Source organism: Adhaeribacter pallidiroseus, from assembly GCF_003340495.1.
Taxonomy (GTDB): Bacteria; Bacteroidota; Bacteroidia; order Cytophagales; family Hymenobacteraceae; genus Adhaeribacter; species Adhaeribacter pallidiroseus.
Genome location: NZ_QASA01000001.1, coordinates 4,460,183 through 4,484,499 on the forward strand (window position 1 = coordinate 4,460,183; position 24,317 = coordinate 4,484,499).

Annotated in this window: 27 protein-coding genes; 15 read left to right on the plus strand and 12 right to left on the minus strand. The window is 42.2% G+C overall.

Going from position 1 to position 24,317, the window contains the following annotated elements; genetic code table 11:
• Positions 1 to 8: 8 nt before the first annotated feature.
• The 9 genes from AHMF7616_RS17795 to AHMF7616_RS17835 all read right to left on the minus strand — a co-directional run bounded on the left by AHMF7616_RS17795 (position 9) and on the right by AHMF7616_RS17835 (position 7,027).
• Entirely contained in the window at positions 9 to 476 is a 468-nt protein-coding gene (locus AHMF7616_RS17795) for a (2Fe-2S)-binding protein (protein WP_115374110.1), read from the minus strand.
• Between the two features lie 66 nt (positions 477 to 542).
• Complete coding sequence (locus AHMF7616_RS17800; protein ID WP_115374111.1) at positions 543 to 1,040, minus strand: cupin domain-containing protein; 498 nt, start codon at positions 1,038 to 1,040, stop codon at positions 543 to 545.
• Between the two features lie 11 nt (positions 1,041 to 1,051).
• Positions 1,052 to 1,771 carry a carboxymuconolactone decarboxylase family protein gene (locus tag AHMF7616_RS17805; RefSeq protein WP_233507631.1) on the minus strand — a complete coding sequence of 240 codons (720 nt, stop codon included), beginning with the start codon at positions 1,769 to 1,771 and terminating at the stop codon, positions 1,052 to 1,054.
• A gap of 191 nt (positions 1,772 to 1,962) precedes the next feature.
• Entirely contained in the window at positions 1,963 to 2,589 is a 627-nt protein-coding gene (locus AHMF7616_RS17810) for a flavodoxin family protein (RefSeq protein ID WP_317047612.1), read from the minus strand.
• A gap of 77 nt (positions 2,590 to 2,666) precedes the next feature.
• Positions 2,667 to 3,170, minus strand: a complete 504-nt coding sequence (locus AHMF7616_RS17815) for a nuclear transport factor 2 family protein (RefSeq protein ID WP_233507632.1) — start codon at positions 3,168 to 3,170, stop codon at positions 2,667 to 2,669.
• A gap of 139 nt (positions 3,171 to 3,309) precedes the next feature.
• Positions 3,310 to 3,762, minus strand: coding sequence for a nuclear transport factor 2 family protein (locus AHMF7616_RS17820; RefSeq protein ID WP_115374114.1), 453 nt, complete (start codon positions 3,760 to 3,762; stop codon positions 3,310 to 3,312).
• Between the two features lie 181 nt (positions 3,763 to 3,943).
• Positions 3,944 to 5,107, minus strand: a complete 1,164-nt coding sequence (locus AHMF7616_RS17825; RefSeq protein WP_115374115.1) for an aldo/keto reductase — start codon at positions 5,105 to 5,107, stop codon at positions 3,944 to 3,946.
• A gap of 65 nt (positions 5,108 to 5,172) precedes the next feature.
• Positions 5,173 to 6,156 carry an aldo/keto reductase gene (locus AHMF7616_RS17830; RefSeq protein ID WP_115374116.1) on the minus strand — a complete coding sequence of 328 codons (984 nt, stop codon included), beginning with the start codon at positions 6,154 to 6,156 and terminating at the stop codon, positions 5,173 to 5,175.
• Between the two features lie 19 nt (positions 6,157 to 6,175).
• Positions 6,176 to 7,027, minus strand: a complete 852-nt coding sequence (locus tag AHMF7616_RS17835) for an aldo/keto reductase (RefSeq protein WP_115374117.1) — start codon at positions 7,025 to 7,027, stop codon at positions 6,176 to 6,178.
• Positions 7,028 to 7,184: 157 nt separating this feature from the next.
• Here AHMF7616_RS17835 and AHMF7616_RS17840 point away from each other — a divergent pair, with 157 nt between their 5' ends.
• Together AHMF7616_RS17840 and AHMF7616_RS17850 are read left to right on the plus strand one after the other, a co-directional pair.
• A complete protein-coding gene (locus AHMF7616_RS17840) occupies positions 7,185 to 8,081 on the plus strand; it encodes a helix-turn-helix domain-containing protein (RefSeq protein ID WP_115374118.1) in 897 nt (298 codons plus the stop codon).
• Between the two features lie 908 nt (positions 8,082 to 8,989).
• Positions 8,990 to 11,305 (plus strand): hypothetical protein, encoded by a 2,316-nt coding sequence (locus AHMF7616_RS17850; RefSeq protein WP_115374120.1) that lies wholly within the window; start codon positions 8,990 to 8,992, stop codon positions 11,303 to 11,305.
• Positions 11,306 to 11,766: 461 nt separating this feature from the next.
• On the opposite strand, the gene AHMF7616_RS17855 is transcribed toward AHMF7616_RS17850, so the two are convergent.
• From AHMF7616_RS17855 to AHMF7616_RS17865, 3 genes are all read right to left on the minus strand, one after another.
• Positions 11,767 to 12,465, minus strand: a complete 699-nt coding sequence (locus tag AHMF7616_RS17855; RefSeq protein WP_115374121.1) for a hypothetical protein — start codon at positions 12,463 to 12,465, stop codon at positions 11,767 to 11,769.
• A 205-nt stretch (positions 12,466 to 12,670) separates the two neighbouring features.
• Positions 12,671 to 13,450: a hypothetical protein gene (locus AHMF7616_RS17860; protein WP_147275721.1), complete on the minus strand. Its 780-nt coding sequence runs from the start codon at positions 13,448 to 13,450 to the stop codon at positions 12,671 to 12,673.
• Positions 13,451 to 13,625: 175 nt separating this feature from the next.
• Positions 13,626 to 13,871 carry a helix-turn-helix domain-containing protein gene (locus AHMF7616_RS17865; RefSeq protein WP_115374123.1) on the minus strand — a complete coding sequence of 82 codons (246 nt, stop codon included), beginning with the start codon at positions 13,869 to 13,871 and terminating at the stop codon, positions 13,626 to 13,628.
• Between the two features lie 500 nt (positions 13,872 to 14,371).
• Between AHMF7616_RS17865 and AHMF7616_RS17870 the strand changes: the two genes are divergently transcribed.
• From AHMF7616_RS17870 to AHMF7616_RS17930, 13 genes are all read left to right on the plus strand, one after another.
• Positions 14,372 to 14,836, plus strand: coding sequence for a hypothetical protein (locus AHMF7616_RS17870; RefSeq protein ID WP_115374124.1), 465 nt, complete (start codon positions 14,372 to 14,374; stop codon positions 14,834 to 14,836).
• Entirely contained in the window at positions 14,837 to 15,028 is a 192-nt protein-coding gene (locus tag AHMF7616_RS17875) for a hypothetical protein (protein WP_115374125.1), read from the plus strand.
• Complete coding sequence (locus AHMF7616_RS17880; protein ID WP_158546202.1) at positions 15,021 to 15,653, plus strand: transglycosylase SLT domain-containing protein; 633 nt, start codon at positions 15,021 to 15,023, stop codon at positions 15,651 to 15,653. Before AHMF7616_RS17875 ends, AHMF7616_RS17880 begins: the two co-directional genes overlap by 8 nt.
• Positions 15,654 to 15,664: 11 nt before the next feature.
• A complete protein-coding gene (locus AHMF7616_RS17885; RefSeq protein WP_115374127.1) occupies positions 15,665 to 17,491 on the plus strand; it encodes a hypothetical protein in 1,827 nt (608 codons plus the stop codon).
• A gap of 13 nt (positions 17,492 to 17,504) precedes the next feature.
• On the plus strand, positions 17,505 to 17,816 hold the full coding sequence (locus tag AHMF7616_RS17890; protein WP_115374128.1) for a hypothetical protein: 312 nt from the start codon (positions 17,505 to 17,507) through the stop codon (positions 17,814 to 17,816).
• A gap of 59 nt (positions 17,817 to 17,875) precedes the next feature.
• Positions 17,876 to 18,334 (plus strand): hypothetical protein, encoded by a 459-nt coding sequence (locus tag AHMF7616_RS17895; protein WP_115374129.1) that lies wholly within the window; start codon positions 17,876 to 17,878, stop codon positions 18,332 to 18,334.
• Between the two features lie 71 nt (positions 18,335 to 18,405).
• Positions 18,406 to 19,002, plus strand: a complete 597-nt coding sequence (locus AHMF7616_RS17900) for a hypothetical protein (protein WP_115374130.1) — start codon at positions 18,406 to 18,408, stop codon at positions 19,000 to 19,002.
• A gap of 135 nt (positions 19,003 to 19,137) precedes the next feature.
• The gene (locus tag AHMF7616_RS17905; RefSeq protein ID WP_115374131.1) at positions 19,138 to 19,512 is read left to right on the plus strand and encodes a hypothetical protein; all 375 of its coding nucleotides are present in this window, start codon (positions 19,138 to 19,140) and stop codon (positions 19,510 to 19,512) included.
• On the plus strand, positions 19,496 to 19,792 hold the full coding sequence (locus AHMF7616_RS17910; protein WP_115374132.1) for a hypothetical protein: 297 nt from the start codon (positions 19,496 to 19,498) through the stop codon (positions 19,790 to 19,792). Before AHMF7616_RS17905 ends, AHMF7616_RS17910 begins: the two co-directional genes overlap by 17 nt.
• 1 nt (position 19,793) lies before the next feature.
• Positions 19,794 to 20,663 carry a hypothetical protein gene (locus AHMF7616_RS17915; protein WP_115374133.1) on the plus strand — a complete coding sequence of 290 codons (870 nt, stop codon included), beginning with the start codon at positions 19,794 to 19,796 and terminating at the stop codon, positions 20,661 to 20,663.
• 8 nt (positions 20,664 to 20,671) lie between these two features.
• Positions 20,672 to 22,687 carry a hypothetical protein gene (locus AHMF7616_RS17920; RefSeq protein ID WP_115374134.1) on the plus strand — a complete coding sequence of 672 codons (2,016 nt, stop codon included), beginning with the start codon at positions 20,672 to 20,674 and terminating at the stop codon, positions 22,685 to 22,687.
• A gap of 6 nt (positions 22,688 to 22,693) precedes the next feature.
• On the plus strand, positions 22,694 to 23,005 hold the full coding sequence (locus tag AHMF7616_RS17925; RefSeq protein ID WP_115374135.1) for a hypothetical protein: 312 nt from the start codon (positions 22,694 to 22,696) through the stop codon (positions 23,003 to 23,005).
• Positions 23,006 to 23,372: 367 nt separating this feature from the next.
• Positions 23,373 to 24,314: a hypothetical protein gene (locus tag AHMF7616_RS17930; RefSeq protein WP_115374136.1), complete on the plus strand. Its 942-nt coding sequence runs from the start codon at positions 23,373 to 23,375 to the stop codon at positions 24,312 to 24,314.
• Positions 24,315 to 24,317 lie beyond the last annotated feature (3 nt).

Below are 24,317 nucleotides of genomic sequence, written 5' to 3' on the forward strand. Positions count from 1 at the left end.
TTACAGTTTTAGGCAGTTTTGGTTGATTTAGCAGCCGTTTTGATAGCGGTCTTAATACGCAGATAAGTGGCACAACGGCAGATATTACCGTTCATCGTCGTTTCAATTTCTTCATCCGTAGGATTTGGATTGCTTTTCAACAACGCTGATGCATTCATTATTTGCCCAGCCTGACAATAGCCGCACTGTGCTACATCATGTTCCAACCAGGCTTGTTGTACCGGATGGTCTCCTTTTTCCGAAAGTCCCTCTATGGTGGTTATGGTTTGTTCGCCTACCGCTGATACCGGCAATTGACAGGAACGCATGGCTACCTCGCCGAGATGGATGGTGCAGGCCCCACATTGGGCAATGCCACAACCGTACTTGGTTCCGACTAGGTTTAGGTGATCCCGCAACACCCACAACATAGGCGTGGCTGGGTCAACGTTCACCTGCAGAACTTTTCCGTTAATTTTTAAGCTATATGTTGCCATAACTTTGTATGTTAAAGGTTACAATAATATACCTGGAAATAAATTACCATCCTATACTTTAGCCTTTTACGGCTTTACTATGCTATTATATTCAGCATCCGTAACTGGCTCTAACCATATCACGGCTCCATTTTGGGTGTTGGTTACGGCTATTTGAATAAACTCTTGATTGGGACTCGCCCCGTGCCAATGCTTTACATTTGGCGGGCATTTGACTACTTCTCCTTTCCGTAGAATCCTTTTCGGACTCCCTTTTTCTTGATAATACCCTACTCCACCGGTGGCTAGCAATATCTGTCCGCCCGGATGAGAATGCCACTTGGTCCGGGCCCCCGGTTCAAAAGTTACATTGCCTACCGATATCGGATTAAGACTGTCACTCGCCACCAAGGGCTGCAACCAAGCATTACCTTTAAAATTATCATTGGTAATCTTTTCTCCTGTGGGAAAAACCAGGTTCTGGTTAATAGACGAACTATTTTTCTTGTTCTGTGCCTTCACTGGCAAAGTGAATGAGCAAAAAAGCACCCACGAGAGAATAAACAAGTTGGCAAAGTATATCATGGTAATACCTTTTATTTCTTTCTTGAATTTATTACAATCGCCAGAACCTGTTTAGCTACTTCTGCCTCCTTTTTTCCACCATGGGCGTCAATCAGGGAAATGATTTGCATGAGCCCAGCTTCCGTGATACCAATGTTTAAGGCAATGCCCATATGGCTTTGCATCATCGGCTCGACTCCCCCCAAGTTGATAAGGGCCGATATAGTAGCAATTTCTCTATCGGCATAGCTAATAATATCCCGGGTAAAAAGGTCGGCAAACAAATGCTCCTTCAAAAATATCTCTATTTCTGGGCTGAAGGCTGCATAGCCGGTTTTGGGGCTTGTCTCTGGTCTACCAGTTAGGCTTTCTAATACTTTCTTTCCCCGCTCGTATTTGCTTCCACTATCCGATACAGGGGTAGCTCCTTTGCCTACCTTATCGATTATACCTTTCGTTTTTCTTGCATCTACTACTGCCATCAAGGTTTTTATTCCCTGAAGACTTCTGGGAAAGCCACAATAGGCATACAAGTGAACAAGTACTTCTTTTGCTTCATTAATAGTAAGGCCTGCATCCAGTGCTTTGTGCAAAGTCTGATTTAATTGGGGCAGATCTCCTTTAGCCGTAAAGGTTGCAATTGGTACGATATGTTGCTGCTTGGCATCCAGACCTTGGTTTCTACCTCCGTTAATTTGTGCTTGCATGGTGTTAGAAACAAGTAAAAAGGTAAGAAAGTAAATAATAAACATCAGGTGGTGAATTCGTGCACTTAACATAAAGTAAAATTAAAAGCCTAACTCAATAACTTACCCTCTCAGGCACATCATGTAGTATATGATCATCCGGAAGGATTTATGGACTTAACAAGAAGGTAAAGAACAAAGCCGTAGTAAAAAGCTTTTTTAAGATTCACAAGAATCAAAACTTCTTACTACAGTATTCATTTTTGGATTAATTGGAGTTTTTCTAACCACTTCTTTACTTCCTCTTGCACCTGTTTTTCTTTTTCTCCCTCCATCACGAACAAAACACCATCTCTTTCTATTCCGCCCTTAGTCGTAAAGCCTTCTAGTATTTTACTATTGGGAGCCATTGCTTTTACCGTTTCGAAAGTGCTGCCAATGCCGTAGCCAGCGTTGGAATTAAAAGGCACAATGGTTTTACCACTTAGATTATACTGGTTTAAAAAGCTTTTCATGGGTGGCGGTAACTGCATGCCCCAAGTCGGGAAGCCTAAAAACACCACATTATAATTTTCTATGCTGTCAATTTTTGTTTTCAAAGGCGGTAAAAAACCGGTTGCGTTTTCATTAGCCACCTGATCCACAATTTGTCTATAATTTTGAGGATAAGGATTATCTAACTCCAATGCCACCAAGGCTCCACCGATATTTTGGTGAATCATTTCCGCAATAGCCTTAGTATTATTGGTCCGGGATAAATACACAATTAAGACTTTATCTGGAGTTACAGAAGAGGCAGTTTGCACATTGATGCCAAAATCTTCCGTTTGGGAAGGAGAACAAGCAGAAAATAAAAAAAAGAACCCCAACAGTAATTGCATCATACAAGTCATTATTTTATTCTCTTTAATTGTTGCCACAATTTTTATATTAGCATTCAAATAGTTTGGGGAAAAGTGGTCTAATCACCCATTAATCGGGTAAAAGAAAGGGAGCCTAAGGACCATTTATTGCCTTCCTTTACATACACTTCCGTAACCATAAATGGGTTGGTAACTTCATTGCCACCAACTACGGCTAACAACCTGATTTTGCTTAACAGAATGGCCGTATTGCCAATAAACTTTACGGATGTATCTTGAATTTCGGCATGCTTGTAATGAATCCCTCCACTTCTAATTATGTTGACTTCCTGCTCCTTCCCCCAGCTTCCTCCCATATGGACAAACATAGCGTTCTCATGGAAGAGAGCGGCTAAAGTATCTGCTTTCTTATCAGCCATCCATTGCCATTTCTTCTTAGAAAGGCTAATAATTTCTTGTTCTGAATTCAGACTATTGGTTTTAGATGCACTTGCTTTTTTTTGTGCGAAGCCTTCTGAGGTACTCACTAACAGGAAACACAATCCAAGAATGGATACTTTCATCCAAGTATTTACCAATTTACTATGGAACATAACTTTCATTTTATTGAGGTTTGAAATTTTTGTTTTATATATTTTTTTTGCTATCACCCCAAACTTCCTTGTTGTATTGTCGCTACTGAGTTACTTCTTTCTGTGTAAGGGCCGTTAACTTCAGAACCAACCCAGCCTGGTTATACTACTAATGTTTAATTTGATGGGTGTCCCGAACACTGCTAAAGGTCAAGGCTAACAATTTCCAATCATTCCCTAGTTTTTTATAGACTTCGGTTACGGTAAATTCTGTAACGGCATCACTGCCCCGGACCACCGCCGTGAGCGTAATGCGGTTCCAAAGAATAGCCGTATCGTCAACAATTTCTACCGCCACATCATGGACATCGGCTTTCTTGTACCAAATGCTTCCGGATTTAATAATATCGAGTTCCTCCTGCTTTTTCCAGGTTCCACTCATATGCACAAATTTTGATTTATCGTGGAAGAGAGCGGCCAGCTTGTCCACGTTCTTGTCGGCCATCCATTGCCATTTCTCTTTAGATAGATCTTTAATTTTCTGTTCTGTGGCAGAATTTTGGGCAAAGGACCATTGCGCACTTAGGATGATTAAAAATAAGCTGATGATTGATTTTTTCATTTTTAAGATTATTTACTAGTAATATAATTTGTTTATTGTCAGATATTTAAAGACTCATTCCGGACACTGAGCTTATTTTTAGAACAAGAGCGGTGTAAACTGTAATAGATAGTTTCGCCAGTTGCTCCAAGTCTGCCCTCCATGGGATAGCAATTTGGGATCTTTCACCCCTCCTTACTAACTACTTGGCCGGAGCTTCCACCCCTGAAAACTGGAGCACCATCTGCGGCAGGCGCTCGCCTTTAAATTCAATCTGCGATAGCTCCGTATTAAATTGCTTTATTTCATCAGAGGTAAACCGTACCGCATCGGCACCATTATTCTCCAACATGTGGGCCATCTGGGTGGTACCTGGGATAGGCACAATCCATGGCTTTTGCGCTAGCAGCCAGGCCAATGCTATTTGCGCAGGAGTGGCTTCTTTCTGGGTTCCCCACTTTTTAATCAAATCTACCAACACCAGGTTGCTAGGTAAGTTCTCTGGTGAGAAGCGGGACTCTGCCCCGCGAATATCACCGGGAGCAAAACGGGTATTGGCGTCGATGGCTCCGGTTAAGAAACCTACTCCCAGCGGACTCCATGGCACGAAGCCAATGCCAAGTTCCTCACAAAGCGGAATAACTGCTTCTTCTGGTCCGCGCCAGATAAGGGAATATTCATTCTGAATAGCCGTAACCGGGTGAATGGCATGGGCGCGTCTTACGGTTTGCAGTCCGGGTTCAGAAAGCCCATAATGCAATACTTTTCCGGCAGTAATAAGGTCTTTAATAGCACCCACCACATCTTCAATCGGTACGGCCGGATCTACCCGGTGCTGATACAACAAATCAACCCGATCAGTGCGTAAACGTTTCAACATGCCCTCTACTACTACCTTGATGTGGTCGGGACGACTATTCAAACCCGGGAGGCGTTGCCCGGTATTTTGATCTATATTCCAGCCAAACTTGGTTTCAATAACAACTTTATTACGAATAGGTACTAACGCTTCACCCAAGATGCGTTCTACCTCAAAAGGACCATATGCCTCCGCCGCATCGAATAGGGTAACGCCATGATCGTAAGCAGTCCGAATGATGTGGTGCATTTCAGGTCGGGAAGGAACCTCAGTGGTATACTTACGGCTCATATTCTGCACCCCCAGGCCGATATTAGAAACTTCTAAATTACCCAGTTTTCGGCGGGTGGTTACTATTTCCTTCGATGAACTGTTAGCACTGGTTGCACTCGCAGCTGTTTTACAAGCGGTAGGTAACATGGCTCCACCGGCGAGAACTAACCCGGTTTTGAAAAAGTCTCGACGGTTAAAAATAGTACCTGTTTTTTTATTGGTTATAGTTTCCATAGTTGCTATTGTCTTACTAATTGACAAGGTACTTTGAAGGAGTTATTGCTTCTGTTTTGGCAAGATTACCGATTAACCATTTTCTGAGACTGCTCGGAATACCGACCTCCTTGCACGTTAATCTTGCCAACTGCCTCATTAATGTCTTGAAGATCCTCCGGAAGAAGCGTAATTTCCGCTGATCCTATATTTTCTTCCAATCGGTGTAATTTGGTAGTGCCCGGAATTGGCACAATCCACGGCTTTTGCGCTAGTAGCCAGGCCAACGCTATCTGGGCGGGAGTGGCATTTTTATCTTTGGCTAGGTTACCCAGTAAATCAACTAATGCTTGGTTGGCTTTCCGGTTCTCTTCCGAGAAGCGCGGAACCGTATTGCGGAAATCAGTCTTATCAAACGTGGTGTTCTCATCTATTTTACCGGTTAGAAAACCTTTGCCTAATGGGCTGAAAGGCACAAAACCAATTTCTAATTCTTCCAGGGTGGGTAGAATTTCTTCTTCCGGATCTCGCCACCAAAGGGAGTATTCACTTTGCAAGGCTGTTACCGGCTGCACCGCATGCGCCCGGCGAATGGCTCCGACACCAGCTTCCGAAAGACCAAAGTGCTTTACCTTGCCCTCCCAAATTAATTGCTTCACGGTTCCGGCCACCTCTTCCATGGGAACATTCGGGTCTACCCGATGCTGATAAAATAAGTCAATAACATCGGTTCGCAAACGCTTTAGTGATGCTTCCGCAACGGCCCGGATGGTTTCCGGACGGCTATCCAACCCCAAAGGTGGCTGCCCTTCTTTAAACCCAAACTTGGTGGCTATTACGACTTCTTTCCGGAACGGCTTTAATGCTTCACCCAGGAGCTCTTCGTTGGAATAAGGTCCGTAGGCTTCGGCAGTATCAAAGAAAGTAATGCCTTTCTCGTAAGCAGCCCGAAGGAGATGGATACCCTCTTGTTTATCAGTGGCCGGACCATAGCCAAAGCTAAGCCCCATGCAGCCTAATCCTAATGCGGAAACTTCCAGGCCGCTTTTGCCTAATATTCTTTTTTGCATAATCGTTTTTTGGTGTGATTTAGACTTCCAGTTTTCTTTCTCCGAGCCATTTTACCATGGCCGGATCCCGGTGGTCAAAGAAGCTACTCGTCTTGGAATCCAAGGCTTTAATGGCTTCCATATCTTCTTCACTTAGTTGAAAATCGAAAATGCTGAAGTTTTCTTCCATTCTTTCCTTGCGAACGGATTTAGGAATAGCCACTACCCCTCTTTGAGTGAGCCAGCGAAGAACTACCTGGGCAATAGATTTGTCGTACTTTTCGCCAATAGAAAGCAGCAGCTCATTGTGGAAGATGTTGTTTTTACCTTCGGCAAACGGTCCCCAAGACTCGATCTGTACATCGTTCTCTTGTAAGAAGTTTTGGGGTTCGATTTGCTGGTGAAAAGGATGGGTTTCGATCTGGTTGACGGCCGGAATAACTTCATTGTGAACAATCAAGTCTATTAGCCGATCCGGATGAAAGTTACTAACGCCAATCGCTCTCACTTTTCCTTCCTGGTACAAGTCCTGCATGGCCCGCCATTCGCCATATACATCGCCGAAGGGCTGATGGATTAAATACAAGTCCAGATAATCTAGTTGCAGCTTCTTGAGGGAAGATTCGAAGGCCTTTTTGGTATCCGCATAGCCATTAGATTGTATCCAGAGTTTAGTAGTAATAAATAAATCTTCTCGCGGTACACTGCTGCCCTTGATTGCTTTACCTACAGCCTCTTCATTCATATAGGAAGCGGCTGTATCTATCAAGCGATAACCTGTGCTAATAGCATCCAGTACGCTTCGCTCACATTCCGCCAAATCCGGTACTTGAAATACCCCAAACCCTAGAATGGGCATTTCTACTCCATTATTTAATTTAACCTTTTGCATTGTTTACTTTTTATTACAATGCAAAGGTCTAGGTAATTAGCTACCTAAATGTTATACAGATTACGGTTTTATCTACCAATATTACTGATTTAGTAAAGTGCTGTAAGGAAGCGTTAAATAAAGCATTACTTTTGAAATACAGACAAATATTGGTGCTATGGATACTCTAAGAAGATTTGAAACGATCAGTGATTACAATGTCTTCAACAATAATGAAACCCTTCACCCACTGGTGAGTGTGGTTGACTTGTCGAAAGCAAGCCCTCGATCAGGTTCTCGAATGTATTTTGGATTTTACACGATTTTCTTAAAAGAGGTAAAATGCGGTGATTTGGTTTACGGCAGGCATACTTATGACTATCAAGAAGGCACCTTAGTTTTCCTTGCCCCCGGCCAAGTGGCAGGCATGAATAGTAATGGAGAAATCTATCAGCCAAAAGGTTATGCGCTGGTCTTCCATCCGGATTTAATACCAGGCACTTCCCTTGGAAAGCATATTCAAGATTATAGCTTCTTCGGTTATCAATTCCATGAAGCTCTTCATTTATCTGAACGGGAAAGGAAAATTGTTCTAGATTGTTTTTCAAAAATTGAGTATGAACTAGAGCATGCCGTAGACAAACATAGTAAAAGATTGATTGTATCTAACATCGAACTTTTTCTTAATTATTGTATCCGTTTTTACGACCGTCAATTTATTACCCGGGATAATGTCCATAAAGGTGTACTGGAAAAATTCGAAGATTTATTAAAAGAGTATTTTCAATCAGATAAGCCGCAAAGTATTGGTTTACCTTCAGTCGCTTATTGTGCTAGTGAATTAAATCTATCCAATAATTATTTTGGCGATTTAGTAAAAAAAGAAACAGGTAAATCCGCACAAGAATACATTCAGAGCAAGATAATAGAGATAGCAAAAGAAAAGATTTTTGACCAAAGCAAATCTGTTAATTTAATTGCCCATGAATTAGGCTTCAAATATCCTCAACATTTTACCCGTTTGTTTAAACAGCGTGTTGGGCACTCTCCAAATGAGTACCGATCCCTTAATTAATAAGCATTAGTTTAAAGCTGATTTACTTTAATATCAGTATTTATACTCTACCTTAAATTTTTTAATTGCCATAAATTTATTCTTTGATTAGAATTCTTCATGGAGGATATTCTGACTTACTTGAATGAATTAGACCTAGACAGCTTGTCGCGGCAAGAACTAGAGGAATACTGCCAACTAATTGCTGGGCTAAGCCGGCACAATCCTACCCTTATAGAAAAATCAAGTTTGTTGCTGCTAAGAGTTCAGTTTGAAAGGAGAATTATAGAAATAGACAAATTTCAAGTTCAACTGCTGGAATCCTTTTGGTATATTCCCCGGTATAGATAAACTTAAAAGTTGTCGAATATTAATCCTGAAATACATTGACCACTTGTCTCAAAAAACGGTCGTTTTGTGAGACAAAACTAAGCCTCCAAAAAGAGGCTTTTTTGTGCTAAAAACCATCTCAAATGACCATCTCACTAATCAAAAGTAAAAACTTATTTTTGAGACGGCATTTTTGAGATTGTTAGAATTTTACTCTTGGGAATGGACGAAGGCTAGTTCATAAAGACCGGTTCATAATTAGATATACTCAATAATTTTAGACTGGCTTTTTGACCTTTTAAACCTTTGTTAAATTTATTATCATTAAATAACTAGTTACTTAGTAAACAACAGCCAGCGGATTAATGAAAAACTCAGTGATTTACAGCGCCGTCTAATATGTATTCTGGAGAAAACCATGCATCTGTGGCTAGATTCTTCCTCTGATTCAGTTAGATCAAGGATGGGAAATGTCATATTCTGCAATTTAAATCCAATTTTATGGTAATAAATACTGAAAAATCAGTATTGCATGTTGTACCGGAGCCAGATACCTTAGTTCCATTCTTCAATTGCCTGTATCTTTAATCCCCTTAAACATGGCATCTATTTTTTTACTTCCGCCAACAGTAACCGGCCCTGTTACAACATTAAGTTTAAATGTGTTAGTGGTAGGATGTGTGGCAGGAGCTACTGTTCAGCTTTACCGCAATGGTAATAAACTTGGAAATGATGAATTGGCCGATTATACGGGAAATGCCACTATTACGGTAAGTAGTTTAAATCTCAAAGCGGGAGAAAAAATAACGGCAAAACAGAGCCAGATAAATGGAGTAGGGGTTCTTGAAGAGAGTGATCCAAGTCCGGATATGTATGCCCAAATAGTAATGGCCATTCCTACCAATTTACCACCGCTTCTTTTTCTGAGCAATATTCACTCCTGTGTAGACTACATTATCGTTGGAGGAGCTATTCCAGGGGCAACTGTTTATATAAATGATGAAAATGGGAATATTGGATTTGAACTAGCGATTGGTACCGAGGTATCTGTTTCCATTCAGTCTAAAAATCCTCTAAAGATAGATGGCATCCTGAAAGCGTATCAGGAGGTAAGCAGCGGAAAGTCTCCGAAAACCCCGAGCTTACCCGTTGCTGCTATTCCTATTAAAGAAAGGGTTCTGGAGGCTCCTTTTGTGATGCCGCCTTTGTATGAATGTGACACCGCAGTTAGTGTTACAGGGATTATGGATGGAGCATCTGTTAATCTTAAATCTAATGTGTCGGGCGGGGGTCTATACCCATTTATAGGAAACGCGGCGCTGCTAGGTACTTTACCTTTAAAGTTTAATGAAAACCTTACGGCCATCCAGTTCTTTCGCCGGTGTGGTATTGAAAGTGGAGAATCTACCCAGGTGCCGGTCTTAAAACTTACTCACCTACCAACACCCCGCGCTCTGCATCCTTTATGCCACGGGGCGACTTCTTTTACCGCAACTGATTTAGTGGCTGGCGCTAAAATTTCTGTGTACATTGGTATCAACACAGGAGGGGGAAGTACAAGCAGTTCTCTGATTGGGCAGGCTACGGCGAATGGAACTACCCAAACCTTTCCATTGCCAACTACTACTTTTCCAACGGGTCAACCGGCAGATTTTATTCAGATTTCGCAGGAACGGTGCTCTGTAGGTTCGTTATTTCTTCATAATACTTTATTCAGTTCCATTCCGGGTCTAGCTCCTCCACCAATTTTAGCTGAAATGTTCGAATGTTCGCGCATGGTTGAAATTAGCAATCTTACACCAGGAACTACTCTTTTACTTACCTCAAACAATGCTGATTGGCCCACTCTGGCGGCACCCATGTATGTAACCAGCTCTAGGATGCAGGTAAAGCTGTATAGGACTTTAAAAGCATTTGAAGAAGTTACCGCCGAATTAAAGGGGTGCAATACCGGAGCAATCAGTAAAGTTACACGTACCGTGGAGGCACTAACTATACTCGCTGCGCCAGAGGTAATGGTTACCCGATTATGGCAAGATTTTGTTCGTGTAAAGTGCGTACCAGGGGCTCAAGTCCACGTGTACATTAATGAAAAATGGCGAGGCCGAGCCGAGGCGGTTACAAGTGTCGTAAAAGTTCCGGTTGGTAAACTGGGTAGAGAAGATAAAATAACGGCTTTACAAACAATCTGTACCCGAATATCTGACATGAGTTTCCCCCCCATGCAGGTTAGTTTAGGACAACTGGTAGCACAACACCAACCATCCGAAGTTATTAAAAACGCTAATCCCCAAAATGTATCAGTGCAGGTTTTTGATGCAGATTTTAAGTTTAACTTACCTGCAACCATTCAAATGCCAGGAGCTACTTTTCCAGCAAATACTGTTTTTCCTTGGTTATTCCCAATAGGACAAAGTAGCCCTGCAACTAGCGTGCACTTAACAGATTATGAAAGCGTCTCCCTCACCTGGAATTTAAAAGATCCTCCCCCTCCCCCTCCCCCGGATGCTCCTGCCAAACTTACCCTATCCGTAACTTCCGGGATTGGAGTTACCTTTAAAAAAGTGGATTGGACTCTATTTATCAGGCAGTCTCTGGGCGGAGCCTTAACCCCTTTTCCTGGTGGAACAGGAAACGGTACAAGTGCCGCTATTTCTCTACCTACCCCTTCTCCTCCCCCTATATTTTATTACGTTAGTTGCGAATGCAACTTTGAAATAGATAAAGTCGCTTATAAAGCTGACGTTATAATCCATCCATATTCTGATGATCCTGCCAAAGCAATTATCGAGTGGAGAGGTAATCCCTTACAAGCTAACTTTCAACTACAATCAGATTTTATTTATTCCAGTGATAATAATGGCAACATCACAGGTAAAATCTTTTATTATCTTCGATTAATCAATGTTGTTTAAACTTCTTAATTTTTAACCACATTATATTTAATACAAAACTATTTAGTAAAATTTTGCTTTGCTGATTTTACGAATAAATTGTACGGTAAAGGCTAAGAAGTGAAAAGCAAGCCAATGTTGGGCTTCGGTTTCAAAAGGAATGAGTAAAGCTCTAAAACTAACTAGCCGAGCATTAGTTTGTTCAATGACATTCCTTCTTTTGAAAAGCTCTTGATCAAAGTATATATACTAGAGGAAATTTGATGATTCTAGCTGCGATAAAGACTTCTTTGAAGATCGGGCAAAAACATGTAATAATAGTCTTAGACCACTAATTACTGGTAGGTTCAGAAAGCTATAGCTTTTTGAACCTAGAATTAGCTGAAAAACATTCTATAATAAATAAGCCTGCTCATAGATTTTAAATTCTATGAGCAGGCTTATTTAGATGGTTCTGTGAGTAAATTATAAAATTGTATTACTTATGAATTGTTATAAGTAATATGTGTGGATTTTCTATCCGCTAAATCGTGAAACTTTATTACTAAATCTGAAAGCCCATTGCCAATTTCTTGTAATCGACTATATACAGGGAATGAAATTACTTTAAACTTCATTTGAGCTATATTAGCAGCTTTTAAGTTTCCTTCATTAATGGCAGTTTCCATAGATGTGCAAACTTCATCAAGGCTTTCAAATACTTCTTTATGAACAAACTCAACTAATACCGCATCTGCCGCACTTAATTCCTCAAAGGCTAGGGCTGCCAACTCTAATTTATCTTCAGAAAATAATTCCTTTAATTTATTTCTTCCAATTCTTTCATTATAAATTCTTTCAATTTGTCGGCAATCAAATTTAAGTGTCTGATAGCCCTTCCCTGTTTTAAGTTCACGGTATTCTCCAACAAGATTTGAGAACTTGTTTTTATATTTAGAATCTGATAAATCAAAGTCCCTGAATTTATTTATCCACTTGACCACGTTTTTATTTGCTTCAAGAATTTTATTGCAAACTTCTTGTAAGTCATCAGCACAGCCTTTAAAATCTGGTATAATAACATCGAAAAGTTTGCACAAGAGTGATATTAAGGTTTCAGTTGCCTTCAAACCTGGTTCAATTTCTTTAAACATAGAATTATCCTCTTTGCTATTGTTGTTGGCTAAACTTGGTGAGTTCATCTGACTAGAGTTTATTACATTTTTATATGTAGCACGTATTTAAGCTAAATGTATAAAAAAACAAAGCTTAAATTACATTTTAATATAAAAATGTGATAAAAGGCTTCGAATATCTACTGGTAATTAAAAACACATAAAACCTTCCAACAAAGTTTACACTTAACTGTAAATTGACCAATAGCTTAACTTTAGGGTGTATACAATGTTATTTCAAGCTTTTTCTATATGTATTAAAGTCTTCAATTAAATCAAAAGGTAATGTGTAAACTTTAAAATTAATTACATTATCCGATTCAGCATAATCAGAAAAAACAGTTATATCATTTTCAGAAGTCTTGAATTCACCCGCAAAAGTTTCGATATTTGAAATTGCTTCCTCTAATTCCTCTTGTTGAATTTTGTATATAAATTTTTGTATATCAATAATTGAAATAGATAAGTCCTTAATTAATGGTCGTATATCTATATCCTCCTGAAGCTCCAAGAGTTCTTTATAAACACTACCAAAAAGATCCTTTTCATTCAACATCGTTTCGATATTTATTAATATAGCAAAATCGCCAATCATCTTCTCAGGATTTTTGTTATTGGGTTCAGCCTGGAAATGAAGTCCGTCTATTGGAAAACCTAAGTGAAGTGAATAATTTCTCAGTTTACTTAGAAAGCGGTAGGCGAAAGATGCGTCATAATGCTGTTTTGTCAAATCAATAAAGTCATTTACAATTTTTGAATTTTTTCCATATTTCCTCTTTAAAAAGGTTTGTGCATTATCTAAGAAAAATTTAAATGATGAAAGCAAATTAAGAACTATTCTATTAGCTTCCATAATCAGAACATTATCTGTGATTATTTTAATATCTATATTTGTAACCGGAACATTGGATAGCTCTCGTAAAAATTCTGAATATTCATTTATATTCAATTGTAAGTATTTAAATACTACAAACTGAGTATGGCTATCTTTAATTACTTTTCCATCTGCCATTAAAAGGTTGTAAATGTTCTGAGAAATGTCTTTAATTGTCTCAAATCTATTATCCTTAACACTCGATAGTCTAATCAAAATTTGAATATTATTAGAGTTTTTATTTATTTAAATTGGGCCAACTATTAGTTTAAATCACAAATAAGATCGTTTAACCCCAATAACCTATTTACTATTAGGCTAAGACTGGAATGCCAAAATTATCATAGATCAGGCGCAGATCCAATACAGTTAAAAGCGAATTATCTTTTTTGTTTATTTGGCAACGTTGCAACCATCTTTTTAAAGTGCAAGGATGCACGTTATACTCAGCGGCTACTTCTTTGCGAGTTTTAGGGCGGGAAAGGAGTTTTACTAAGGCCGTGGATTGAAATTCAAGCGGGGCAGGATAAGCTTGGTTGAAGGTAGAAGTGTAGTTCACTGGAAGTAGAAGTTTGTTATAAGGAGTGGTTTAATTTTGTAAAGTTAATAGCAAAAGAACTTCCAATCTTTTATAACATTTTCAAGGTTGTACTTTTTTTAAGCAATTATGTGTATTTATGCGCAAAGTGCAACATTTGGAAGCACTTTCGAGCAAATGTAAGCAACGTCCTTTTTGATGGTGGTAATATTGTATTGTCAACGATGAGCAATCCAAAATACCGCAACCAAAGAGTACATGTTACTAGAGTTCAATTCTACCGCACCAAGTAATCTACCTTCCTACCCTACTGCCTTAGTAGCATCCGTCTACACCCTCTGTACATTTCTCTTTGGTTCCGTTTTTTCTATTTACGAAGTTGGCTTGGAGCATTTAGGCTCTATCACAGTTTTCCATTCTATAGAAGTTACTTGGTACGCTGCTCTTGGCGGTACCGCTTCGGTTATCGCTAAACTTCTCGGTGAAACTGCCTTCAACTTTTTCAAATTAAAGTTTACAACATGGCTAAGAACGCAGGCCTAGTTTATGGCTCTCTGGCCGTATTAGGCTACATCCTTTATCAAGGCATCAACGATGCCAAACAAACAGTTAAGAATTTACGCTTCTACGTTAAAAAAATAGCCTTCCCGCGCATCACCAGTGGTTTAATAGTTTTCCCCTTAACCTTAAGCCTGGACAATCATTCTCCTTCTTCCGTACCCGTACAAAACCTGATGGTAACCATTCATAAATTAGAAGGAACTGGCGAAACCTTCATTTCTAGCTCACAACCTGATTTAAGCGCCATTAACATCCGAGCCCATGCGACGACAAATCTGGATATAGAAATGAAGGCCGAGCCTTTGGTAGCAGCTAAAGAAATTTACGCTCTGCTCACCAAAAAAGGTCAAAATACCTACCGGATACTAGTAGAAACGACGATTAGTGGCATCACCATTCCTTACTCCATAACGCAGCGCTTTTAAATGGCTAAGCATCGCAAAAAACATTTTAAGAGTAAAAAGGGACTGCCCTTATTACTGCTAGCGGCTGGAATTGGCTATATGGTTTACCGATCAGAAGATAAATTAACCTTAGCTGCCAAATTAACGCGCAACATTCAATTTGAAACGGTCTATGCCGGGAATTCTAACCACGATTATTCTACCTATGCTTAAGACCTCTTATTATACGCCTACGGCCAGTAGCGCGAATAAAGAGAAGCTGGATAGCATTGAAAGAGAGTTCGGCCAAACCATCCGGATGGTGGCCGATTTAACGAAAGTACCTTATGAGCTGATTCTAACAACTATTTTCTTAGAATCGGCCGGTAATAAAAATACTGTTTCAGGCGGTGGTGCCCTAGGACTGATGCAAATAACACTACCCACTGCCCTAGATGCCCTAGTGAGGGAAAATGTAAAGAAAAGATTAGGAGCTGGTGAAATAGAATTGCTACGTAACGTCCTGGGCACCCGCCTGAATAACATTCTCGCGGTAAAAGGCATTGGTGGTTTACCCGCTGGACCTGGTTTTATTAAATCAGATTTACTAAACCATGTCGAAGTAAACATTTTAATGGGTGCCATCTACCTCGGACAGCTTTTAGATGAGCAAAAAGAAGGCTCTACCTACCGCTTAGATAAAGTTATCGCCCGCTACAACATGGGTTATTATGCTTTTAATAAGGGCAAATCTTTAGTGGGAACGGCAGCTCAGTTGGTAGCTAAATTACCTAAAGAACCAAGTGCCTACATTCAGAAATTGGTTGGTGTGAATGGAGTATTACTACATTATGCTTAAGTACAGAACAAATGCAAGCCCAAAAACTACGCCCGCTCTTGTCAGGTTCCTCGTACAACAAGTACTTTCAGGTAGCGAAGCTCCAGAACACCAACCCCATTATTAACCAAAGCGGCGATGTTTTCGATACCATTCTGGAAATCGAAAACATCGTCCAATCTACCTTGGCAGACACGGCTGCTATTGCCCGTACTCTGGCTAAAACAAAATTAGAAGACACTTTAGAAAACGTCTGGAATTTTGTTTATCAGCACATTCAGTACAAACTCGATGAAACGGGAGTGGAACAATTAAGAAGGCCGCTAAGAACCTGGAAAGACCGTAAAAATGGGGTAGACTGCGATTGTTACTCTATTTTTATTTGCTCCATTCTTTCCAATCTCCGGATTAATCACACGCTTCGGATGGCCAAATACAACGGCAAAGATTATTTCCAACACATCTACGTGATCGTTCCCCAGCCTAACGGCGGCTATTATACCCTGGACTGTGTGGTAGATGCATTTGATTACGAAGTTCCCTTTTCTCAAAAACACGATAAAAAAATGATGCCCATTCAATATCTGAACGGACTGGATCCCGTAAATACCACGAGCCAGGTTAAACCGAAACTTCCCGCTAAGCCAGGGTTCGGCATGGAGTTTATCGGCATCGGTACGGTAGCTGGTTTAGGCACTTTAAGTACGCCCGAACTCGTCTATCATGACTTTTTAGCGAGCGTGAAGTTACACCTACAAAATACGCTGGCTTTAATTAAAAGCAACCCGGCTATGATGGGTGATAAGGGCTTATTTCAATCGCGGGTAGCGTACGTACTAGCGCGGTGGGATCAACCCGAGCTACGCGATAAAGCCTTAGACGAGCTGGCGCGACTGGAAGAAATGGGCCTGGCGGGTATTGGTTTAGGTGGTCTTTGGAGCTCTATTAAAAAAGGAGCGAGTGCCGTCGGAAATGCGGTCAAGAACACCGTACAGGCCGTAGGAACCGGCGTAAAAAATGCTGCCGAATGGACAGCCAATAAAGTTACCGATGCGGCTAAAGCTACGGCTACCGGGGTTAAGAATGCCACGGAATTTGTGGCTGACAAAACCGTAGATGCCGCCAAAGCTACTGCAACCGGGGTGAAAAATGCGGTTAACTGGACGGGGGTAACGATTGCTACCGGAGCCAGTGCCACTTGGACCGGCATCAAGAATGCAGCGGAATGGACGGCGGATAAAGCCGGTGATGCGGCCAAAGCGGTAGCGGAGGTAGCCAAAGATGTGGGGCAGGCCATTATAAGGTACAACCCGCTATCGATTGTTATTCGCAACGGCTTACTACTAGCCTTTAAAGTAAACCTGTTCCGGATGGCCGAAAGACTGGGATACGGGTACTGGACCGAAGAGCAAGCAAAAGCCAAAGGGTTGGATATGGGCGAATTTGCCCAGGTAAAAGATCGCTTAAAAAAAGTACAATCCATCTTTAATGGCCTGCAAGGGGAGGAAGATTCGCTGAAAAAGAACATTCTGCTGGGCTGGGAACACGGCACTAAAAAGCACGATTTACCGCAATTAGGTGAACCGGTAACGGCTACGGCCACCGCGGCCGCCATGCCGATCATCACAACCATTATCGCGTTTTTATCCAGCGTGAATTGGGATAAGTTGTTTGCCTTGCTGCAAAAGAAACCTAACTACAGTGCCGATGATCAGAACGCTGGCATCGATACCAACTATCCCACGGAAGCGGAAATTTTAGCCAATCCGGAAAAGTACGGATTACCGCCCAATTCTAATGCCAACAGCCTGTTACCTATTCTGGGTATAGGCTTAGTGGCTTACCTGATTTTCAAATAATTCCATAAACACGATGTCTTCCTGCACTACGGAAATGGACGCTGTCATGTGTTCCGCCGTTCAAAAAGCTTACTCGGCGGCCGAACAAGCGGCTACTTCTCCCGAACCCATTCCCGGCTACTCCAACATAGCTCCTACGGCAACTGCCACCAATAATCCCCCTCTGCCAACCGGTAAAAAAGATAACTTATTACTTTATGCGGCGGGTGGTTTAGCTCTTTTACTATTGTTAAAAGGTAATAGCAAAGAGAAAAAATCGCCTAGTTCTCTTTCGGGGGTTCCTAAGTCCGGCAAACGCCGCAAAATCGCTTCGCTTAAATTCTAATTTTCCTTTCCCCTTCATTTTCCAAACAACTCTTAATTCTTACAATTCTTTAACCTCCTATGAAGTTTAATCAAAAAAACGCGAAAAGCGGTGCCATGCGTACCCTCATCGCTTCTGGTGGTGCGGTGGCGGCCAACCTGGCTATCAAAACGATCCAAGAAAAAGCACCGGAATCCATTGCCAAATATGCCGCGCCGATTGTGGGCGCGTTATGCGTGGCGGCTCCTGCTTTGGGCTTAGTAAAATCCTCAGGTACCGTAGATGCCTTACTATTAGGCGCTGGGGTAACGAGTGCCATTCATTCCATCAATAAACTGACGAAAGACGAGTCCGGTGCAGCGGCTACCGTCGGTATCAAAGGCATGCTGGCCAAGTATGTACCCAACTTATCCGGGGTCGAAGATTACAACATGCCGGCTTACAGCGAACAGAGTTTATCGCGCTCTTTAATGGGTGGTGGGGAATACCTGGCCCTGCCGGCGGCTCCTATTACCGATGTTTCTAAACTTTTAATGTAGTTCGAAACAAACCCTCTATTACCTCATCTTAAAAAAATCAAAATAACCTCTCTTATTTTTTAATCATCATTATGTCCTCATTAACCCGTTCCCAAGCATTTTTAGTAGCCATGGCTGGCCTGTTGCCCTTCCAAACCAAATCCGACATTGAAGCCGGTAACGCCCAATTCACCGATGCAGATCAATATCTGCGTATCGCGGTAACCGGTGGTGCCGGTATTGTGGAGCTGATTGACAGCACTACCGAGAAAAAAGTTGGTACCACTAACTGGGATAAAAACAAATTACCGTCGGGAGTTAACATCGCCCTTGAGCGGATCCGGGCCGGTTGGGCTTCTTCCGATTTCAGCTATGGCGAAACAAACCCAGCTGCCGTGGTTTACACCAACAAAATAGGAAACATCCCGGCTGCTCTTTTAAACGCGGACTTAGTCATTACCCAAGAAGATAAGCCCGTCGTGGAATTACCGATGCAACGTTTGTTTTCGGCGGCTGATTCTAACAAACCCGTTGGTTTAGAAGATGCTTACGTACTGGAATCGCTGCGCTTAATCAAAGAAGATTCGGCGGTAGGTATCCAAATCAAGTTTCCGAAAGGCTTAACCTTGTCGGGTGCAAATTACTTCTTTGAATTGCACCTGATTGGTACCAAGACCGGCAAACGCTAGTTCTAAACGACCCCTTACTTAATACTTTTTTCATCTGGTAGAAAACCGGCTAGCCTTTTATAACCAGGTGTAAGCCGGTTTTCTCGCTTAATAGTCTCCTTAATTTTCTTCTCTCTTCTTCTCACCTTCTCCATCGTGAAAAAAAAATATCAAACCTTTACTTTTCTGCTTGCTCCCGGTACTACTCCCGGCATATACGAACAATCTATTGAGCTGGACCGCGCTTTTCACGCGGTTACAGGAGTAACCGTTTACGAAACTTCCAATGGCGGCGTAAGTGCTTATAAAATCGGTTTACAAGATGATGCCGGCCACGTTCTGCATACTCTGACCCATAAAAAAGACTGGCTGCCTGGGGAAAATGTATCGCTAAATGAACGCTACAAAGACCTGGAATATGCCATCCGGGGCAACAAATTAGAAGTGCAGCTGAGAACCGCTGCGGTTTTAACGTTGGCACTAGAACTGGATATTGTTTTTCGATTAGAAAAAAATGCCGATCAAGATTAAAGCAAGTACCTATGCGGGCTCTTTTGAAGCAGAAATAGGTACTGCTTGCTTGGCTTTCTCCGTCGAAAACCACGGGAACACCGAAGCCGAAATATGCTTTGACGGGGATAGCCCAGTAACCGTTCCCCTTCCTCCCAACACTACCCGGGAGTTCAACAACATCAACGGCGCCTTCTACCACGGTAAAATAGTCGGTGCTTTCTCGCCTTTACCGGCTGGCTCCAGCGAAGCCCCGATCAACAAAGTAGTTATTCTCAAATCAAATTATTTCTGTTCCTAATATGAGTGCCGGTGGTATCAAACAATTTAAGACGGGCAATTCGGCCGAGGTTCGGGTTCCTGCGGGTGATTTTCCGTTCGACGGCAATCGCACGATCTCGCGGCAAATTCCAGGCTTAGCAGGGGTTAATTTAGGCACGACGACGGTAAAAGCTTTTTTAGAAAAACTAGCCTTTATTTCGTTGCCTCCTACCATTAGTATAACTGGCTCTTACCGGATAAACGGGGGAACTAATTGGGTTAACTTTGGTACTTTAGAACGAGGTACTTTGGTCAACGAAGTGATGCTGCGGGTCGCCGGTACGGTTGCTCCAAACTCGCCCGCTATCCAAGATATTTTTGTAGGTGGTGGTGCTTACCCAGACAATTTTTACTTTACGGGTGGTCGTACGCCGGTAGGTGAATCGTATTTCAGCCCAGATATTCCGCTCACTACGGCGCGCGTATTTACCGCCCGAGCCGTGGATAAAGCGAATGTTGCTTCGAATCAGGCCGCTGCCTCGTGGAACTACGGGGTTCCTAACTATTATGGCCCAGGTTCCCCAGTCGGAGCACAGATTGATGAAACATTTATTAGAAGCTTAAACAGAACTCCCATAAATCAAAGCTTAGCGAGCGTAACCGCGACTCCCGGACCGGGTGAATACATCTACTATGCCGCTCCCGTGAGCTCGGGCATCAAGGTATTTGAATTTCTATCCGCTGACCAAACCAATCCGGAAGCGGCTCTACGAGTAAAAGTGCGCACGAACGCCGAAATCATGAATGGCACTCCTCTGGAGGAGGCTACCGAGCACTATGTGGTGCGCTCCCTCTCAACTGGTTTAGGTGGCGGCTCACCCTACACTTTTCAAATTGGTAATCCTGGTTAAACATGAGAATGGAATACAATATTACTGCCGGTACCGCCTTCCCAGCTCCTATCGGCAAACGAGCGGAACTAAAAACTTTAGGCGACATTTCGGACTTCACCGGGGCTCCGCAACGGGTAAAAACCTTAGCTGAACGGGATGCACTACCTTATGAGCTGCGCAAATGGAACATTACTACCTGTTTTGTAGAGGATAACTCAATTGCTGGTGATGGTAGTGGTGAAGGGGAATGGTTCCGCTTAACCAGAGTAATAGCTGGCGATATCATGCATCCGTTAAATTGGCGATCCGAAAGTGAATCGTCCGAGAGTATTCTTACCAGCTTGCCCTATTTTCAAGTGGATAGTACTGTTGAAGTAGATGCTGCTTACGTCAAAGGTCAAACGGTTAAACATGTCGTCGAAGAAGGTGGTCCCATTCGCTTGTTTGAAGCTCTTTTGGCTTTTCCCGGCACGAATAACCCGGCTCCCACGGGCTTAGAAACAAATACCAACTGGAAAGAAGTAAGCCCTTCGGCCTTAACAGGTACGGCACCTGTTACCATTCCTTACAATCAAGAAGGTGGTTCTGGTCCCTTTCGTCATAAGCAAGGCGATGTCATTCGCCAATGGGATGGTTCGGGTACTAATAACAGCCGGTTATACGTACGTACTGGCAAAGCTTACCCCCTAGGAGAAAAAATCAGTCCGGTTAAAGATTTCTACGAAGAGTATTGGGAAGCTTTGGGCGAATATGGCGTAACCCCCCAAAAAACGCTCTATTGGTTTACTGACGCGTCAAAAGCTGGCACTTTTTTGCCTCCTGGCTCCCCGGTTTACACTCCCGGCCAAGTCATGCCGATAGTAACCACGGCTCCGCAAGAATTTCCAGGCCGGGCAGTGCTCAACATCGAAAGATGCGATCATTCTAAACCCGCCCAAATGCCGTGTATTGGGTTGGTAGAAAGAGGCATTGATCCGGGCAAAGTGGGCCGTGTAATTAGCCAAGGCATCCTGACAACTGGCTTAGGATCCTGGCCGGTGGGCACTAAGCTTTACGTAGGTGTAAATGGTGGTTTAACCGATTTGAAGCCGGTTTCTCCAAACGTGGTACAACAAGTAGCCATTGTGCTCGGAAAGGCAGCTACTTCGTGCATGATTCTGGTAGACGTAAAAGCGCCGGAAATAGTAGCATCTGGGGCAGCAGCTCCGGTTGCTACACCGATTGAACCCTCGCCTTTTATAATTGATTATGGCTCGACCATTATTGCCGATATCAAACAAACGGGAACGGCGGCAATGCAAGCACTGGGTACTACGGCGCAGGCGCTCGGCACGGCTTCGCTCTTTACCAGCTATCAAGATTATTTTGGCCGCTATACCCGCTATGTATCGGCGGCTTCGGCTTGGTCGCTGGCCGGTAATGCATCGAACGGCGTTATCATTCCCAATTTTACGCGGGTAAAAGGAGCCATTAGCTTTGCTATGAGCGATCAACTCTCCGTTCTAGGGAGCCGCTTATTTGTGGGTATAACCAATGGCACCCATCCTATTTTGAACGGGGCTAATTATGCCAATGCGGTGATGGGCATTGCTTATGATAATTTCGGCAATGGCGATGGGGGCTTTATGATCTGGATGCAGTTTTATACCGGAGCGCTGGGCTCTGGAGTACCGGACTGGAAAGTTTACATTCCGCTGCTCGATCAGGATGGGGTTCATATAGTACCGGAACCGTATACCTCTTACGAAATGACGATTGATTACCACGGGGAAAAACCTGATGGCGAGCGGGCTTTAGAGCTCCATTTTACCGCTACCAAAAATTTATATCCTTATGCTAGTCCGGATTATGCCCAGTTCAGTATCCGGAAAGCGGTTTACAAAATTGATAATTACATCACCCGGTCCACTTACAGCGCCGGTAGGCATTTAGGGTATATTCAGGCTTACAACGCGACGGGGGCAGCCGTGGCCAAAGATATTCTGATTCGCCGATTAGTTAGTGCCCATTCCCATACGCACCGTAATCTTGCTAATTTATAACCCACCATGGAAGCAGTTATTCATTATCACTCCTCTAATTTTCGATTAACCGGCGCGAACAACGCCACGGAAGTAGAAACCGTGTTTTTGCAAGGTTTACCTTTAATTACCAAAGAATACCGCGAGGCGGCTAATCAGATTGTCCGAATGGATTATTTCCTAGATGAAGCTTTGACCGAGTTAGCGGTAAGGGAAGAACGTATTCTGTGTTTAGAAGAAGGCCGCGTTTGCTGTCGTAAAACCAAGTTTAGTTATTTCGATACTGCTGGCGCACTGGCTTGGGAAAAAAGTACGACGAAGCACTTCGAATACGTGTAATTAAAGCCAGGCGCAACAGGAACAATTTTGTTACACCGGGCTTTTTTTTGTTGCTCGCCTGTTGCCTTTTTGTTGCTTTTCTGTTGCTGCGAATTCAAAAATGTTGCTTTTCTGTTGCTACAATGCCTATTTTGTTGCTTTTCTGTTGCAACAAAACAAGTTTTCTATTGCAATATTAACCTAATGGTACTTTTTTTGATTAAAAGGGATCTAAACATATAAATACTTACCAACCCTTAAGTATTTTTGTGAATGATTGCCAGTTACGGTATTCTTTCCTGGAAAACCTACTAGCAAATTATTATTTCCGTTTGCCTATCTCTAAACCGGTGCTGCTTCTTTCTAGCATCAAATATTTCTCCTTGAAATGGATTCTTTAATTAAGTTTATCAAATCTCCTTTTCCGCACTTTGTAGATGTTGTTTTTACAAATCCTACTACTCAAAAAGTAACCAAAGTACTTAAAAAAGCCCCTCTTAATGATGATCTACTAGCAATAGTTGAAAAGCTGCAAACCCAGTATCCCCATCCCTTAGAATTATCCATTTACAAAGCCAACGGCACCTCTTTTAAACGCATTTCCGAGCCAGATTTCCATTCTGATTCTACCGATTCTGCCCAGCCTGATTTCTCTAATCCTACCATGAACCATTATTACCCAAACGACTCAGAAGAAGATTCTTTTCTAGGTACCATCTCCGGCGCTCATTTTGCCCAAAATCAACCCACTAGAAACCAACCACGACAACCACGGCAATCAGCTAATCCCGGTGCATCTACTTTGGCAAACTACATCATTACCGAAAAAAATGATCGTTTGCGCGAAAAAGACGAACTGATCAAAGATCAAAAAGACGAAATAAAAATCTTAAAAGCTGATTTACAAAAAGCCAAAGATGCCGCCTGGGAAAAGGAAAAAGAATTAAAATTTTTAAAGAAAGAGCACGAATTAGATAACTACAAATCGGAAATTGAGAGCTCAAAAGGCTTAAATGGCTTAGTAGACCGCGTAACAGAAAACCCCCAGCTCTTAATGGGTATGATGAATATGGTGGCCATGTTCTCGGGTAAACCCATGCCGCAATTAGGGATGGCCCTGCCGAACCAAGCTACTGCGGCGGAACCCCAACAAAATTACTTTACTGATTCCAACAACCTCTCCGCCAACCAGCAGCAAATTATTGCTGAAATCACGAAATACCTCGAATCTGCTCCGGAAGAAATAGCGGCCAAGTTCTTTGCCGTGTTCTTGAAATTGGCTAAAAACCCGCAAAACCTTGATTTAACCATTCAATTATTAAATAACTAAACC

Coding starts and splice junctions, on each gene's coding strand:
- AHMF7616_RS17795 (WP_115374110.1), bottom strand. CDS start 476: ATGGCAACATATAGCTTAAAAATTAACGGAAAAGTTCTGCAGGTGAAC.
- AHMF7616_RS17875 (WP_115374125.1), top strand. CDS start 14,837: ATGGCTAAGCATCGCAAAAAACATTTTAAGAGTAAAAAGGGACTGCCC.
- AHMF7616_RS17870 (WP_115374124.1), top strand. CDS start 14,372: ATGGCTAAGAACGCAGGCCTAGTTTATGGCTCTCTGGCCGTATTAGGC.
- AHMF7616_RS17830 (WP_115374116.1), bottom strand. CDS start 6,156: ATGCAAAAAAGAATATTAGGCAAAAGCGGCCTGGAAGTTTCCGCATTA.
- AHMF7616_RS17900 (WP_115374130.1), top strand. CDS start 18,406: ATGTCCTCATTAACCCGTTCCCAAGCATTTTTAGTAGCCATGGCTGGC.
- AHMF7616_RS17890 (WP_115374128.1), top strand. CDS start 17,505: ATGTCTTCCTGCACTACGGAAATGGACGCTGTCATGTGTTCCGCCGTT.
- AHMF7616_RS17815 (WP_233507632.1), bottom strand. CDS start 3,170: ATGAAAGTTATGTTCCATAGTAAATTGGTAAATACTTGGATGAAAGTA.
- AHMF7616_RS17880 (WP_158546202.1), top strand. CDS start 15,021: ATGCTTAAGACCTCTTATTATACGCCTACGGCCAGTAGCGCGAATAAA.
- AHMF7616_RS17825 (WP_115374115.1), bottom strand. CDS start 5,107: ATGGAAACTATAACCAATAAAAAAACAGGTACTATTTTTAACCGTCGA.
- AHMF7616_RS17915 (WP_115374133.1), top strand. CDS start 19,794: ATGAGTGCCGGTGGTATCAAACAATTTAAGACGGGCAATTCGGCCGAG.
- AHMF7616_RS17805 (WP_233507631.1), bottom strand. CDS start 1,771: ATGTTTATTATTTACTTTCTTACCTTTTTACTTGTTTCTAACACCATG.
- AHMF7616_RS17925 (WP_115374135.1), top strand. CDS start 22,694: ATGGAAGCAGTTATTCATTATCACTCCTCTAATTTTCGATTAACCGGC.
- AHMF7616_RS17840 (WP_115374118.1), top strand. CDS start 7,185: ATGGATACTCTAAGAAGATTTGAAACGATCAGTGATTACAATGTCTTC.
- AHMF7616_RS17910 (WP_115374132.1), top strand. CDS start 19,496: ATGCCGATCAAGATTAAAGCAAGTACCTATGCGGGCTCTTTTGAAGCA.
- AHMF7616_RS17895 (WP_115374129.1), top strand. CDS start 17,876: ATGAAGTTTAATCAAAAAAACGCGAAAAGCGGTGCCATGCGTACCCTC.
- AHMF7616_RS17835 (WP_115374117.1), bottom strand. CDS start 7,027: ATGCAAAAGGTTAAATTAAATAATGGAGTAGAAATGCCCATTCTAGGG.
- AHMF7616_RS17860 (WP_147275721.1), bottom strand. CDS start 13,450: ATGGCAGATGGAAAAGTAATTAAAGATAGCCATACTCAGTTTGTAGTA.
- AHMF7616_RS17800 (WP_115374111.1), bottom strand. CDS start 1,040: ATGATATACTTTGCCAACTTGTTTATTCTCTCGTGGGTGCTTTTTTGC.
- AHMF7616_RS17850 (WP_115374120.1), top strand. CDS start 8,990: ATGGCATCTATTTTTTTACTTCCGCCAACAGTAACCGGCCCTGTTACA.
- AHMF7616_RS17930 (WP_115374136.1), top strand. CDS start 23,373: ATGGATTCTTTAATTAAGTTTATCAAATCTCCTTTTCCGCACTTTGTA.
- AHMF7616_RS17810 (WP_317047612.1), bottom strand. CDS start 2,589: ATGATGCAATTACTGTTGGGGTTCTTTTTTTTATTTTCTGCTTGTTCT.
- AHMF7616_RS17820 (WP_115374114.1), bottom strand. CDS start 3,762: ATGAAAAAATCAATCATCAGCTTATTTTTAATCATCCTAAGTGCGCAA.
- AHMF7616_RS17855 (WP_115374121.1), bottom strand. CDS start 12,465: ATGAACTCACCAAGTTTAGCCAACAACAATAGCAAAGAGGATAATTCT.
- AHMF7616_RS17885 (WP_115374127.1), top strand. CDS start 15,665: ATGCAAGCCCAAAAACTACGCCCGCTCTTGTCAGGTTCCTCGTACAAC.
- AHMF7616_RS17920 (WP_115374134.1), top strand. CDS start 20,672: ATGGAATACAATATTACTGCCGGTACCGCCTTCCCAGCTCCTATCGGC.